The 15,643-nt window shown below is 45.9% G+C and carries 12 protein-coding genes; 9 read left to right on the top strand and 3 right to left on the bottom strand.

The annotated features are described in order from the left end of the window. Positions 1-586 precede the first annotated feature (586 nt). Complete coding sequence (locus tag F7D73_RS08170) at positions 587-1,210, bottom strand: vWA domain-containing protein (RefSeq protein WP_153123748.1); 624 nt, start codon at positions 1,208-1,210, stop codon at positions 587-589. 244 nt (positions 1,211-1,454) lie between these two features. Between F7D73_RS08170 and crcB the strand changes: the two genes are divergently transcribed. The 9 genes from crcB (at position 1,455) to F7D73_RS08125 (ending at position 11,003) form a co-directional block, all read left to right on the top strand. After that, a complete protein-coding gene (crcB, locus tag F7D73_RS08165) occupies positions 1,455-1,835 on the top strand; it encodes a fluoride efflux transporter CrcB (protein WP_153123746.1) in 381 nt (126 codons plus the stop codon). 222 nt (positions 1,836-2,057) lie between these two features. After that, positions 2,058-2,666, top strand: coding sequence for a DUF6621 family protein (locus F7D73_RS08160; protein ID WP_153123744.1), 609 nt, complete (start codon positions 2,058-2,060; stop codon positions 2,664-2,666). 30 nt (positions 2,667-2,696) lie between these two features. Then, positions 2,697-3,938 (top strand): saccharopine dehydrogenase family protein, encoded by a 1,242-nt coding sequence (locus F7D73_RS08155; protein WP_006848470.1) that lies wholly within the window; start codon positions 2,697-2,699, stop codon positions 3,936-3,938. A 19-nt stretch (positions 3,939-3,957) separates the two neighbouring features. Further along, positions 3,958-4,989 carry a recombinase RecA gene (recA, locus tag F7D73_RS08150; RefSeq protein WP_118140033.1) on the top strand — a complete coding sequence of 344 codons (1,032 nt, stop codon included), beginning with the start codon at positions 3,958-3,960 and terminating at the stop codon, positions 4,987-4,989. A gap of 292 nt (positions 4,990-5,281) precedes the next feature. Then, on the top strand, positions 5,282-7,186 hold the full coding sequence (gene dnaK, locus F7D73_RS08145; protein WP_153123742.1) for a molecular chaperone DnaK: 1,905 nt from the start codon (positions 5,282-5,284) through the stop codon (positions 7,184-7,186). 200 nt (positions 7,187-7,386) lie between these two features. Beyond that, the gene (locus F7D73_RS08140; protein ID WP_117586403.1) at positions 7,387-8,241 is read left to right on the top strand and encodes an HAD family hydrolase; all 855 of its coding nucleotides are present in this window, start codon (positions 7,387-7,389) and stop codon (positions 8,239-8,241) included. 155 nt (positions 8,242-8,396) lie between these two features. Further along, positions 8,397-8,759 carry a hypothetical protein gene (locus tag F7D73_RS08135; protein ID WP_153123740.1) on the top strand — a complete coding sequence of 121 codons (363 nt, stop codon included), beginning with the start codon at positions 8,397-8,399 and terminating at the stop codon, positions 8,757-8,759. A 65-nt stretch (positions 8,760-8,824) separates the two neighbouring features. Further along, positions 8,825-9,571, top strand: a complete 747-nt coding sequence (locus F7D73_RS08130) for a peptidylprolyl isomerase (RefSeq protein WP_153123738.1) — start codon at positions 8,825-8,827, stop codon at positions 9,569-9,571. A 97-nt stretch (positions 9,572-9,668) separates the two neighbouring features. Continuing rightward, entirely contained in the window at positions 9,669-11,003 is a 1,335-nt protein-coding gene (locus F7D73_RS08125) for a DUF4861 domain-containing protein (protein ID WP_228117670.1), read from the top strand. A gap of 112 nt (positions 11,004-11,115) precedes the next feature. On the opposite strand, the gene F7D73_RS08120 is transcribed toward F7D73_RS08125, so the two are convergent. Then, the gene (locus F7D73_RS08120; RefSeq protein ID WP_228117669.1) at positions 11,116-12,003 is read right to left on the bottom strand and encodes a DUF4923 family protein; all 888 of its coding nucleotides are present in this window, start codon (positions 12,001-12,003) and stop codon (positions 11,116-11,118) included. 725 nt (positions 12,004-12,728) lie between these two features. Further along, positions 12,729-15,551: a M16 family metallopeptidase gene (locus F7D73_RS08115; RefSeq protein ID WP_153123736.1), complete on the bottom strand. Its 2,823-nt coding sequence runs from the start codon at positions 15,549-15,551 to the stop codon at positions 12,729-12,731. Positions 15,552-15,643 lie beyond the last annotated feature (92 nt).

Genomic DNA, 15,643 nt, shown 5'->3' with positions numbered 1-15,643 from the left:
TCAGCTGTTACTGCTTTTTTTGAATTATGCAAGGTATAAACGCGGAGCCGCTTACATACTTCTATCCATTTTATGATACTTCGATGAGACTTTTCTGTAAAATAATCAGAAAAGTATCATTCTTCTATCTTGCTATATATCAGATATTTAAATCAGTATTCAGTCGAAAGGATGAGACTTTGAGACTTTTTTACAAAAAAACTTTTTACGTGTACGTATAAAAAAGACGCTAAATCTAAAAAGAATCTGATACGATACCTTATAGATACCCCAAAAATTACGTCCCGACGTAGACTTTACCACATGGCGACGTAATCTTTCCTACGTCCCGACGCAGAGATTCCTGCGTCGCCATGTAATTTCAAGGACATCGGGAGAGATTATACGGATAACCAGGCAAGAATCGTATTTATAAAAGCCGGTAGATTCACATGTACAACAGAGATGTTATATGCAAAATAAGGCTCCTAAAATTTGGTATTATCAAAGAAAAGCCGTAACTTTGTAGCAATAAAAACAAGTAAATATGACGAATCATGATTTTTGGATGTCCATCAGCGACATAATCAATGAAGGATTTACATCTTTATTTCTCCTCAAAATAACTGCCCACTTCCATCACGCAATCCATCGCACGGCACTTGTTGTAGCGTTCTCGGGCTCTGTTTTCTCTGGCAAACATCGCCTTGGTGCCAGCCTCATCTTCTGAGAACTGGAGGTGGTTGTCGATACCCATACCATGAGCAATGTTCTCCACATCAAGATCATCGGTACCGATAAAGGTAAAGGTCCAGTTCTGCTTCTTCAACTTCTCAATGAGGTTCTTGATCATCTTCAGATCATACTCCTCGCTGCAATTCTCCTCACCATCTGTGATGATAGTCACCAACACGCTGTCATCCTCGGTGGTCAGGGCGTTGATCTTGGCGATGCCCATACCGATGGTATCATAAAGAGGGGTGCCGCCACATGGGTTGTAATCCCTTGATTTCAAAGGCTTAGTATGATGAGCAGACACATTATCATAAAACAGCTTCTTGTGGGTGCTGTCGAAGGTGATGAGCGTAACCCGCTGCTCCATGTCCTTATGCGTCTTCTGCATTTTCTGAATCGTGGTCAGGGTCTCGTTGATGCCCACCAGTGCCTGGCGCTCGATAATACTCATGCTGCCACTCTCATCCACTACCAAAAGATTGAATACTCGTTTCATAACTTGTTTCTCCTTTTAATTTTAATTGTTCAACATATTCTGATTCATCAAGAAGAGGGAACTTTCCCCGCTTTCTGATTGCTTCTTTATCCCTTAAAAGAAAAAATAGAGGGAAAAATTAAGCTGAGGATTATCTTTTTTCAAAGATATTTTTGCCAGTAGAAATAAAACCCGTACTTTTGCACCCAATTATTATATCATACAAGTTATTAAATTACATCAAGTTACTATATTATATAAGGAGATGAAAGAAATATTGATAGTAAGCATCGGCAGCTTCTTCGGGGGCGGCATGAGATATTGGGTATCGAAGATGGTGCAATCCTGCACGGTGATTGCCTTTCCTTTCGGAACCATGGCGGTGAATGTGGCAGGATGCCTCATCATCGGGTTTCTCTCGGGATTGAACTGGCGGGAAGGGGGATGGATGTCGCCATCTGCCAAACTGCTGCTCACCACGGGGTTCTGCGGAGGATTCACCACCTTCTCGACCTTCATGAACGAGGGGGCGGGATTGATGAAGGAGGAAAATTACCTCTATATGATGTTCTATCTCTTCGGAAGTCTGGCGCTGGGACTTATCGCCGTTCTCGCCGGACATTATCTGGCGAAGATGATTGCATGAGAAACTTCGGAGGATAGGAGGAAGAAGCCCCGGATTATCACATAAAATACAGAAGATAGTATTCCATCAAATGAAGAAATGATGAAAATACTATCTTTTTTATTATTTTATATTTTCAAAATGCCTTAATTACGAAATTTATTCGTAAATTTGCAGAAATAATCTGCACTCGACAATTTGAAAGCAGCTTTCATCATGCTCGTTTGCTTAATTTTTGCACCAATGAATACATTAGATACAAACAATATAAAATGGAGCGAGAATGTAATTATCGCTGATGCCGACTATATCGACCGAGTGGCTTTCGACCTGATAGTCAACTTCGAACGAATGATTAACCGTCGCATCCAACCAGCCGATATGGCACAATGGGCAGTCTGCATTGCCCTTGACGGAGGTCTGAGAGAGGGCGAGCACGAGACACAGGTTGTGCTTATCCACGACAAACAGTCGATGGCGATGAAGAACTTCCGCCCTGCCAACTATGAGAAGGATCTGAACGCTCAGGCTTTCAAGGATGATAAGCTCGGAGAATTCATCATCTCTTCTTATCCTACAGAGGAGAAGATGGTAGGCAAGGATGACTTCCTCGTAGATGTGGCACGCACCGTATGCAACGCCAAGGAGGTGAAGCGAGTGATGGTAATCCCAAATTCGGAGAATGGAGATGCCTACGACCGACTCCGCGAGATACTCCGCAAGGTAGATGACGATGACAAGCGCATCACCCTCTTTGCCATGCAGCCCATGCCAGGCGGCAACTTCAGACAGGAGATTCTCGGATATTCGCTCATGAATGCCCTGGGAATTTCGGCAAATGAGATAAAGTAAACATTAAACACTTAACATTAAAGATAAAAAATGAGTAGAGTACTTATGATTGGCGCAGGTGGCGTGGCTACCGTGGCTGCCTTCAAAATCGTCCAGAACCAGGACGTTTTCACCGAGTTTATGATTGCTAGCCGTCGCAAAGAAAAGTGCGATAAGCTAGTTAAGGATATCCACGCAAAAGGCTACAAGATGGATATTCAGACAGCTGAGGTGGATGCCGACGACGTTGAGCAGTTGAAGGCTCTCTTCAATAGCTACAAGCCTGAACTTGTCATCAACCTCGCTTTGCCTTACCAGGATCTCACCATCATGGATGCTTGTCTGGCTTGCGGTTGCAACTATATGGATACCGCTAACTATGAGCCAAAGGACGAGGCTCACTTCGAGTACTCATGGCAGTGGGCTTACAAGGATAAGTTCGAGCAGGCAGGTCTCTGCGCTATCCTCGGTTGCGGCTTCGACCCAGGTGTATCCGGCATCTTCACCGCATACGCTGCCAAGCATCACTTCGATGAGATTGAGGTGCTCGACATCGTGGATTGCAACGCCGGAAACCATCACAAGGCTTTCGCAACCAACTTCAACCCTGAAATCAATATCCGCGAGATTACCCAGAAGGGACTCTGGTATAAGGATGGCGAATGGATCGAAACCGACCCTCTCTCTATCCACAAGCCTCTCACCTACCCTAACATCGGTCCTCGCGAGAGCTATCTGATGCACCACGAGGAGTTGGAGAGCCTGGTAAAGAACTACCCTACCATCAAGGAGGCACGCTTCTGGATGACCTTCGGTCAGCAGTATCTCACCTACCTCGACTGCATTCAGAACCTCGGCATGAGCCGTATCGACGAAATCGAGTACGAGGCTCCATTGGCTGACGGTTCCGGCAAGACAGCCAAGGTAAAGATTGTTCCATTGCAGTTCCTCAAGGCCGTATTGCCTAACCCACAGGATCTCGGTGAGAACTATGATGGCGAAACATCTATCGGTTGCCGCATCCGTGGTAAGAAGGATGGCAAGGAGCGCACCTACTACGTTTACAACAACTGCAAGCACCAGGAGGCTTACAACGAAACCGGTATGCAGGGCGTAAGCTACACCACTGGTGTGCCAGCCATGATTGGTGCCATGATGTTCCTCAAGGGCATCTGGAAGAAGCCAGGCGTTTGGAACGTAGAGGAGTTCGATCCAGATCCATTCATGGAGCAGCTCAACAAGCAGGGATTGCCATGGCACGAGGTGTTTGATGGCGATTTGGAAATTGACTAAACTTTAAACTAAATAAGATATGGCAAAAGAAATGCAAGAGGGAAAATTGAATCCCAATGAAGGCAAGCTGAAAGCCCTTCAGGCAGCCATGGCAAAGATAGAAAAGGACTTCGGTAAGGGCTCTATCATGAAACTCGGCGATGAGCACGTTGAGAATATCGAAGTTATCCCTACAGGCAGTATCGCTCTCGACAATGCACTGGGCGTAGGCGGTTATCCTAAGGGACGTATCATCGAAATTTATGGTCCGGAATCTTCCGGTAAGACAACATTGGCTATCCATGCCATCGCAGAGGCTCAGAAGGCTGGCGGTATCGCTGCTTTCATTGATGCAGAGCACGCTTTCGACCGTTTCTATGCGGCTAAATTGGGCGTTGATGTTGATAACTTGTGGATTTCACAACCGGATAACGGTGAGCAGGCGCTACAGATTGCAGACCAGCTGATCAGTTCTGCTGCTGTAGACATCGTAGTTGTTGACTCTGTAGCCGCCTTGACTCCTAAGAAGGAAATCGAAGGCGATATGGGTGACAATGTGGTAGGTCTACAGGCTCGATTGATGAGTCAGGCTCTCCGCAAGCTCACTTCTACCATCAGCAAGACCAACACTACCTGCATCTTCATCAACCAGTTGCGCGAGAAGATTGGTGTTATGTTCGGCAACCCAGAGACAACCACCGGTGGTAATGCATTGAAGTTCTATGCATCAGTGCGTTTGGATATCCGCAAGGCAACAGCCATCAAGGATGGCGATGAGGTAGTAGGTAATCTGGTTCGCGTAAAGGTTGTGAAGAACAAGGTGGCTCCTCCTTTCCGCAAGGCTGAGTTCGACATCATGTTTGGCGAAGGCATCAGCCGTGCCGGTGAGGTATTCGGTCTGGCAGTAGCCAACGACATCATCGAAAAGAGCGGCAGCTGGTATAGCTATGGCGGTTCTAAACTCGGACAGGGTGCCGATGCCTGCAAGGCATTGCTCAAGGATAACCCTGAACTTCTCGACGAACTGGAGACTAAGGTTCGCGAAGCACTTGCTGCCAAGGAGCAGAAATAAAGTAAGATAAGGTTTTACACCTTATTATATATAGAGGAATCAAGATTGGGAATGCGACATTTTATCGCCTCCTATATCTTGATTCCTTTTATTTTGTCAGCATCATCTGACACCTTGTCAGCCACCTTGAACTAAAATTCCCTTGGCACATGCTTTGTTATTAAGGAAAGCGTGAACGCTGAGTTCAGGAGGTTCCCGACAGATGCATATCTTCGGCAGACTTCCCCGAAGGCAGCGATTCATGAGATAAATAACAATATTAATAACGAAAAAATAAAAAAAAGATATAATCATGGGAAAAGTAATTGGAATTGACTTGGGTACCACAAACAGTTGTGTTGCCGTTTTCGAAGGTAGCGAACCAGTTGTAATCGCTAACAGTGAAGGTAAGCGTACTACTCCATCAGTAGTAGGTTTCGTTAAGGATGGTGACCGCAAGGTAGGTGATCCTGCTAAGCGTCAGGCCATCACAAACCCTAAGAACACAGTATATTCTATCAAGCGTTTCATGGGTGAGACATACGCTCAGAGCCAGAAAGAGGCTGAGGCAATGCCTTATACAGTAGTAAACGAGGGTGGTTATCCACGTGTTGAAATCGAGGGTCGCAAATATACTCCACAGGAGATTTCTGCAATGGTTCTCCAGAAGATGAAGAAGACTGCAGAGGATTATCTCGGACAGGAGGTTACAGATGCAGTCATCACAGTTCCTGCTTACTTCTCTGACTCTCAGCGTCAGGCTACTAAGGAGGCTGGTCAGATTGCAGGTTTGAACGTTCAGCGTATCGTAAATGAGCCTACAGCCGCAGCTTTGGCTTACGGTGTTGACAAGGCCAACAAGGATATGAAGATTGCCGTATTCGACCTGGGTGGTGGTACATTCGATATCTCTATCCTTGAGTTCGGTGGCGGCGTATTCGAGGTACTTTCTACCAATGGTGATACTCACCTGGGTGGTGATGACTTCGACCAGGTAATCATCAACTGGTTGGCTGATGGTTTCAAGGCAGAGGAAGGCGTAGATCTCCGCAAGGATCCTATGGCCATGCAGCGCTTGAAGGAGGCAGCTGAGAAGGCAAAGATTGAGTTGTCAAGCTCTACATCTACCGAAATCAACTTGCCATACATCACAGCCGTTGACGGTATGCCAAAGCACTTGGTTAAGACTTTGACCCGTGCACAGTTCGAGCAGTTGGCTCACAACCTGATTCAGGCTTGCTTGGTACCTTGCCAGAATGCCGTTCGTGATGCTAAGCTCTCTACATCAGATATCGACGAGGTTATCCTGGTTGGTGGTTCAAGCCGTATCCCAGCCGTTCAGACACTCGTTAAGAACTACTTCGGCAAGGAGCCTTCTAAGGGTGTTAACCCAGATGAGGTTGTTGCAGTAGGTGCAGCTATCCAGGGTGCCATCCTGAACAAGGAAGAGGGTGTTGGTGACATCGTATTGCTCGACGTTACTCCATTGACTCTCGGTATCGAGACTATGGGTGGTGTAATGACCAAGCTCATCGATGCTAACTCTACTATCCCTTGCAAGAAGAGCGAGGTATTCTCTACAGCAGCTGATAACCAGACAGAGGTTACCATCCACGTATTGCAGGGTGAGCGCCCAATGGCAGCTCAGAACAAGAGCATCGGTCAGTTCAACCTTACAGGTATTGCTCCAGCTCGCCGTGGTGTTCCTCAGATTGAGGTTACTTTCGATATCGATGCCAACGGTATCTTGAACGTATCAGCTAAGGATAAGGCTACCGGTAAGGAGCAGAGCATCCGCATCGAGGCTTCATCTGGCTTGAGCGAGGACGAGATCAACCGCATGAAGGCAGAGGCAGAGCAGAACGCTGCTGCTGATAAGGCTGAGCGCGAGAAAATCGACAAGATGAACCAGGCAGACAGTATGATCTTCACCACCGAGAACTTCTTGAAGGATAACGGTGATAAGATTCCTGCAGACAAGAAGCCAGGCATCGAGCAGGCATTGCAGCAGTTGAAGGATGCTCACAAGGCTGGTGATGTTGCAGCCATCGATTCTGCTATCAACAACTTGAACACCGTCATGCAGGCTGCTTCTCAGCAGATGTATCAGGGCGGCCAGCAGGCAGGTCCTCAGGGTGCACAGGGCGGTCAGCAGGCACAGGGCGGTAACGATGGCACCCAAGACGTACAGGATGCAGATTTCGAAGAAGTTAAGTAATAGACTAATATTATAATAAAGGCGTACAATGCTTAGAAATGGGTTTTGTACGCCTTTTTTGTTTCATTATGTTTTTTTATATCCCAATAGTTTGCTAATTCGCTGAAAATTATGTATATTTGCAAATTAAGGGAGAAAGAACATCGCCCCAAAAAGAGATAGATAGTTTAGGGTAAATATAAAAGAAAGGAGAACGAGATATGGCAAAGAAGAGACCACAGGTAGCGCTGGTTTATGATTTCGACGGCACACTGTCGCCGGGCAATATGCAGGAGTTTGGATTCATACAGGCTACAGGCAAGACAAAAGACGAGTTCTGGGAGAAAAACAGAAAGTTTGCAGAGGGTAAGGATGCCAACGGCATTTTGACCTATATGTATCTGATGCTCGACGAAGCCAAGAAGAACAATATCTCGCTCACCCGGGAATCTTTTCAGAAATTCGGCAAGGATGTAGAACTGTTCCGCGGCGTAAAACAATGGTTTTCGCTCGTGAATGAATATGGCAACAGTATCGGACTGGACGTAAAGCACTACATCAACTCCTCGGGACTGAAGGAGATGATAGAGGGTACACCTATCGCCCACGAATTTGAGAACATCTACGCCTGCTCCTTTCTCTACAACAAGGAGGGAATCGCCTATTGGCCAGCCGTAGCCGTAGACTATACTACCAAAACGCAATTCCTCTTCAAAATCAACAAAGGTATCAAACAGGTGAGCGACAACAGAAGAGTGAACCAGTATATCCCCGACGAAAAGCGCCCTATCCCTTTCCCCCGAATGATATACTTCGGAGATGGAGAAACCGATGTGCCTTGCATGAAGATGGTAAAGGAACATGGCGGCCACTCGATTGCTGTATATGATAACGAGGATAAACAGAAAACAGCCTGCCAGCTTGTCAAGGAGGGACGAGTAAACTTCATGTGCTCTGCCAACTACAGCAAAGGAAGCGTGATGAATATCATCGTAAAGAGAATATTGGATAAAATCAAAGCCGATTTTGAATTCGACCGTCTGATAGAGCTGAACCAGAAGAAGGCATGGAAGTGATTTAAAGGTAAAAAGGCAAAAGGAGAAAAAAGTAAAAAGGGCAAAAAAGTAAAAGGAGAAAAGGACTCTTTTGTGAATTCCTTGAAACTTTTCTTGGTTTTATCGAGGATTATGCTTAATTTTGCACACAGAAATAATAATATCAAATCATATTAATGGGAAGAAATAAATACTCAGCAGGAGAAATCAAAGAAATCGGCAAGTTGCTGCGACTCAAGAACGCAGGCAACCGTTTACAACAGAAAATGATACGCCACGACCTTCGCGTGGATTATGAATTCAATATCTCTGACTTCAATGAGCCTGGCAAGGCTTTCGGCGAGGAGGAACTGCAGGATGCCATCAAGCGTGGAGCTATCCAGATTCTCGACGATGCCACCATCGAGGCTATGAAGGCAAAACGTGCAAGAGACAAGGCTCGCGACGAGGCTGAGAGACAGAAGGAAGCTGTAGCCAGCGGTGAACAGACCGACTGGCAGGAGGCTATGAAGCAGTGGAATGAGTATTACGAAAAATAAAAAGGTAAAAAACATACTGATTACGACATATACCGATTAATAAAATATACTGATTATAAATTATTATGGCTAAAGTATTGATAAAGACATCAGAGGGCGACATCAAGGTTCGCCTCTACGACGAGACACCTCAGCATCGTGACAACTTCATCAAGTTGGCAAAGGAGAGATATTTCGATGGCACACTCTTCCACCGTGTCATCAAGGATTTCATGATCCAGGGCGGTGACCCAGAGAGCAAGGGCGCTCCTAAAGGCAAAATGCTGGGCACGGGCGGACCTGATTACACTATCCCGGCCGAGTTCGTTTATCCACAACTTTTCCACAAGCGTGGTGCCTTGAGCGCTGCACGCCTTGGCGACGAGGTGAACCCTAACCGTGAGAGCAGCGGCAGCCAGTTTTATATTGTATGGGGAAAGACCTACAAGCAGAACGAACTGAAACAGATGGAGAAGCAGATGGGCATGCAGATGGAGCAGAATATCTTCAACCAGCTTGCCAAGGAGCATCATGATGAAATTATGAACTTCCGCCGCAACCGCGACCGCGAAGGCTTAATGAAACTACAGGATAAACTGGTGGATGAAACCAAGAAGCGCTGCAAGGAGCAGGGTTACCCAAAGTTTACCGAGGAGCAGCAGAAGGCTTACACTGAAGTAGGCGGAACACCTTTCCTCGATAACCAATACACCGTTTTCGGTGAAGTGGAGGAAGGACTTGACATCGTAGAGAAGATTCAGAACTGCGAAACATTGCGTGGTGATAGACCTAAGGAGGATATCAGCATGGATATCTCTGTTATAGAAGAATAAAAGGCATTTCTCGCAGTTCTTTCTACAAAACTGCGAGAAATCTTTATTCAGTATCTACAACTATTCATTCGTATTAAATAAAAACAAACAAATCAAAATGAAAAAGATTCATGGAAAAATGATGAAGGGCACCACGGTCAAGAGCCTGATGATGCTCCTGGCTTTGGCAGGTTCTAACTACTGCCATGCTCAGCAAGCCACTATCGTGGTAAGCAATCCTACTTCCGCATCACGCACAGAGCTTATCTCCCTCAGCATGAACGAGGTGAAGGCGAAACTGGGCAATGCTGCCCCTAAAAAGGGAGAGGCTTACATCGTGAAGAACAAACGAGGACAGCAGATTGGCTCGCAGATTACTCACGACGGCTTTCTGCTCATTGATGCAAGCATACGTCCTCACGGATCCACCACTTACTACGTATCCATCGGCAAGCCTTACCAGCAGAAGACTTGGACCACCGGTGCTCTCTATAAGATAAGAAAAGACGATATCGCATGGGAGAACGACAGATGCGCCTACCGCGTATATGGCCCTGCCCTGCAGAAGACCGGCGAGCGTTCCTTCGGTACCGACATCTGGGTGAAGAATACTCCGGATACCGTGGTTTACGAGCGATACATCAAGGATATGAACGGAAATATCAAGGGCGATAAGATTGATGCCAAGGTGAGAGCCTTGCAGAAGAAGCAGAAGGCAGAGAAGAACGCAGCAAAGGCAGCTGCTCTTGCCAAGCAAATCAAGGCTCTTCAGACAGAATCACGAGAGACGGATATCCTCACCTCCTTCCATCTCGACCATGGCAACGGATTGGATCCCTACCGTGTGGGAGCCACATTGGGCCTTGGTGCACCAAGCCTGATGTTGGGCAAGAATCAGATTTTGCCTTACTGCTACAAGGATTACAAGATTCTGGATAACGGTCCGCTCCGCTTCACCGTAGAACTGACTTACAACCCATCTACCGTGGGCGATATGAAGAACGTGGTGGAGCACCGCATCATCTCGCTCGACAAGGGCAGCAACTTCAACAAGATGACCGTATGGTACGACGGCTTGACCACTCCTACCGATTTCGCCACCGGTTTCCCAATCCACGAGGAGGATACCGAGAGCAAGACCTTCGCCAAGGATTACGTAAGCTATGCTGACCCTACGGACAATATCGAGGTGAACAATTCTCAAGTATATGTGGGAGTTCTCTTTCCGGAAGGCATCGACCATACCTACTATCAGCTCTTCGACAAGAAACACGATGGAGCCACCGGTCATGCCCTCGGCTTGAAGCGTGGCTTGAAGAATGGGGAGAAATACAGCTACTACTTCGGTGCAGCATGGAGCAAATATGATGTAAGAAGCTATGCCGAATGGCAAATCCGCATCAAGGATTATCTGGATGCATTGAAGAATCCGCTCCTGATTGAGGTGAAATAGGAAATATATTAAACCGCAAAAGCGATAAGCCAAGATATAAAACACGAAATAAAAAGCCGCCCTCATATCATTAGAAGAGGACGGCTTTATTGTTTTTTAAATAAAGATTATATTACTTTGTCATCTCGAAACCTACACGCATACCATCATAATTGTTGGCGATACTGCCTACGGCGCTCAATGTAGAGCTGCCCTTGAAGGCACTGAGGGCCTTGATGAGATTGAGCAGCTTCTTCTGGTCGAAGAGAAGACTGATGCCATTGGTTGTCTTGGTGACATAGCCCGAAGCACTCAGCAGAAGGCCCTTCAGCTGGATGGCATGAGTCTTCTCATCAAAGGTATAGGTGCCATTCCATGCCTTGCCGTCAATCTTGGCAGAGAAAGTACCATCGGTATTAAAGGTGAAGTAGGTATTGGAACTGCTGAATCCAAACTTCTTGTAATAACCTTCCAGCTTATTCTCAACCTTGCTGGCAGCAATCTCGCCACCCGCCTTAGCCAGCAGGTTCTCTGAGGTGAAGGCGCACCCTGGCTTGCTGTACTTCCAGGTATGGCAGAGGTCTGCCTGCTTAAATGTACCCGAACCGATTACATTGTTCAGGATTCCGTTGATTATACTTCCTGCATTACTGCTTGAGTTGCTGCCATTACCAGCATTGCTACCACCCAGGATAGCGCCCAATACGCCTGCTACGGTTGCTGCCGAATTGACGGTAGCAGAAGTATTATTAGCGGTAGTATTGGTCGCTGCAGCAGAAGAAGTAGTAGGAGCTGCAGATGCTGTAGACGCAGAAGCAGTAGATTTCTTAGCTGTCGTCTTCTTGGAAGAAGTTTTTTTAGTAGTCTTCTTGGTTGACTTCTTAGTAGTCTTCTTAGTTGACTTCTTAACCGGCATCAACTCAGAATTGGAAGCATTCAGCGCAGCTTCGTTCATAGCGCTAGCATTGCTGCCAGCTGTGCATGCAAGCACAAGGGCAGCGAAAAGAAATACCTTTTTCATTTTTACTTTCTATTTATTTGTTTAAATCTAATTCTCTTATATCATTCGCTTTCTTCACTTTCATATTTCCCATCATAAATGAGGAAAAACTATTATAATAGATGAAAAACAGGAGAAAAGGTTTAATTTGTTGCATAAATGTTGCATAAAACGAACGAAATGTGACGATTTTGTGTCAACGATTGCACATTTTTTTGACATAAATCAAAAAAGAACGAAAAATAGACATATTTTATCAAAAAGTGTCCCCGAAAATGAACAGAATATCCTATCTTTGCAACGTTTAAACAAATCACAACAGGTTATGAATGATTTAATTAAGGTAAATTCAGAGAATCAGAATCAGGCAATCGACAGATGCCAGCAGATTCTTAATGAACGCCGCGAGGCGCTTGCCTCTAAGGCAAGAAGAAGAGATTAAGTCTTTTGATTTTTAGCGAACAAGAGACAAGATTCTTCTTAGAAAGAGATTATTTTCAGAATGACATTCGGTTGAGAGATTCTGCTGAATCTATTTTTCCCAACAAGGAGAAAGAATGATTTAGGGAAACAGAACCCCGAAAACTGAAAATGAGAGAGATTTTTCAGAACGACTCTTAAATTTTAAGAGGAACTGAAATTTTTGGGAAAAACAAAAGTTAAAATCCCGTTGTCGTCCATCTTGCATGGTACGTACAACGGGATTTTTTCATTTTCTATCTAATATCCAGGTATCCAAATCAGAATTACTTGTTCTTCTCGCCCTTCATGATAACCTCTACATGATTGCCACTCTTCAAGATAACATTCTTGAGGAAGTCGGAAATCTGAGCGCCATCGATTGACTTCACGAGATTCTTATAGTTGCTGTAATCATCAACCTTGTGAAGGTCGAACATACCCAAGGTCTGAATCCAGTAACCGTTGGTCTTCTCATCCACGCCAGCCTGCTTCAAGAGAATCTCCTTTACTTTCTGCAAATCGTCAGCATCAACCTTGGCAATCACCTCGTCCATACCCTTGAAGAAGCATGGGATGGCAACATCTGCCTTCTCCGGATTCAGCTGAGCCATACCGTTGATGGTAACCTGCACCTTGTTGTTTACATCGAAGAAGACACCATAGTTGGCACCTGCAGAATAAGCAGCACTCAACTCCTCGCGGATGCTGCGCAGATACTTCATCTCCAGGAGGCGTGCAGCCATATCTGCCAGTACACTGCTCTTCTGGGTATAAGGCATCTTGGCAAACCACATCTCGCGAGCCTGGCTCTGAGGATTCTCCATAGCCTTAGTGAATACATTGCTCACCTTGCCTGTAGCACAAGGCATTGGCTGGTTCTTGATCTTAATCTTCATGCCCTGGTTAGGGAGAGATGCAATATACTGCTCGATGAGTGGGAGGAGCACCTTCTCATCATAGTTGCCTACAAAGTAGAAAGTGAAATCCTTGGCATTACTGTAGAGCTGATGCCACATTTCGAGACAGGCATCATAATCGATGCTCTGGATGTCGGAAGCCTCAGGAATGCGAGCCAGTTTGCTACCCAGGTAAAGGGTGCTCTGTACTGAGTCCTGATATACAAGCCCAGGGTTATTGCTCTTGTTGGCAAGAACTGTAGTATAGGTATTCTTCATATTGTCGAATGCCTTCTGATCCTTAGTAACATTGGTCATATTGAGATAAACCAGCTGCATCATCGTCTCAAGATCCTTAGGAGTGGTAGTACCGCTCAAACCGTGACGGAAGGTAGAGAAAGAGAAATCTACACCACATTGCTTGCCGGCAAGTGCCTTCTCCAAATCATTGCTAGAGAATTCGCCCAAACCGCTCAATCCCCATACGGCACTGGCATTCTGCGCATTGATAGGGTCATTCTGATAAGCTGCATAACCGATGTTGGCAGAAGCTGCAAACTGAATCTCATCGTCCTTGAAGTCTGTCTTCTTGATAATTACTTTGGCTCCGTTGGAGAGGGTAAGCTTCTTGAAGCCCAACTGCTTGTTCTCCTCAGTCTTCTTGATTTTGCCTGCCTTAGGTACCTGAGCCATCAGCGGCTCCTGCTTCACATTGTCCACATAAGCCTCAAGCTTCTCGCTGCGCACCTGCTTCACGATGTCGGCAAGTTCCTGTTCGGTAGGATAAACGGCACCCTCTGCCTCGTGCATGAACACCATGCTTACAAGGTTGGTATCGGTAGTACAGATCAACTGCTTCACGGCACTGTTAACCACATCTACAGAAAGGCGTGGCACTACCATCTTATAGATCTGAGTTTCATCCTCTACAGAAGGAATTGGCTCGTTAGAGATGAAATGGTCAACATACTGAGTGGTAAACTGCTCATTCTTCATCTTGGCACGGTTCTCGTAAGTCTTGTCAACATGACTCATGAATTCGTCCTTGGCACGCTGATATTCAGAAGCCGTAAAGCCGAAATCATGCACGCGCTTAGCTTCGCGCATCAAGGCAGCATATGCCTCCTTCACCTTGCCCGGCTTAGCCACGCCTAACACTGAGAAAGCATCCTTTGTACAGGAAACCAGATAGTTGCCAATATCACTACCTCCCTGCAGGAATGGACAATCTGCTTCACGGGCCATCTCAGAAAAACGAGCATTGAGCATAGAGGTTGCCACATTCTTCAAGTAACCCTCAAGCAGATATGGCAAAGTACCTTTCAATGAATCGGGAGTTGTCTCGTTCTTCATCATGATGTTGATGATGTCATACTGCTGCTCCTTGTTCTTATCCACTACGTAGATGGCTGTATCGTTATCAGCTACAGGAACAGGAATCACCTTAGCAGCATCCTTAGGCACCTTAATGCCTGAGAAAAGCTCCTTAATCTTGCCCTCAATATGGTTAACGTCTACATCACCAACAACGATAATAGCCTGATTATCCGGGCGATACCACTTACGATAGTAAGCACGGAGTGTTTCAGGCTTACATCCGTCGATAACGCTCATCAAACCGATAGGCAGACGATAGCCATACTTCTCGCCTTGATAGAGTTTAGGGAGAGCACGCTCCAACATGAGCTGCTGACCTACCATACGCATGCGATACTCGTTGTGAACCACATCGCGCTCATCCTCGATGGCCTTGGTGGTAAGCGAGATGCCATTGCTCCAATCCTTCAGGATGAGCATACATGAATCTACGGCAGAAACGCGGGCAGTAGGCACATCGGTGAAGTAATAAACGGTCTTGTCAACACTGGTATAAGCGTTCAGATTACGGCCATACTCCACACCGATGCTCTGCAGATAGTTCTGGAGGGTATTGTCCTTGAAGTGCTCAGTACCATTGAAGGCAAGGTGCTCAAGGAGGTGAGCCAAACCGCGCTGGTCATCGTTCTCATTAATGGAACCTACTTTCTGGGCGATATAGAAGCTGGCTACATGCTCAGGATAACTGTTGTGGCGAATGTAATAGGTCAATCCATTGTCAAGATGACCAATCTTCACATTCTTATCCACTGGGATAGGTGGCATCTGCTGCGCCATCGCTGTTCCCACAGAGAGCAGCAACAGTGCTGCTGCGAAAATTTTTCTTAATCTCATTCTTCTCTGTTTATTAATAAATATGTAATTATTTGCTATTTCTGCTGCAAAATTACATAAAAATTAAAAGATTTGCAAGCATTTGGAAGATT

This window comes from Segatella copri (assembly GCF_009494395.1).
Taxonomy (GTDB): Bacteria; Bacteroidota; Bacteroidia; order Bacteroidales; family Bacteroidaceae; genus Prevotella.
This window is presented reverse-complemented; position numbering and strand designations above follow the sequence as displayed.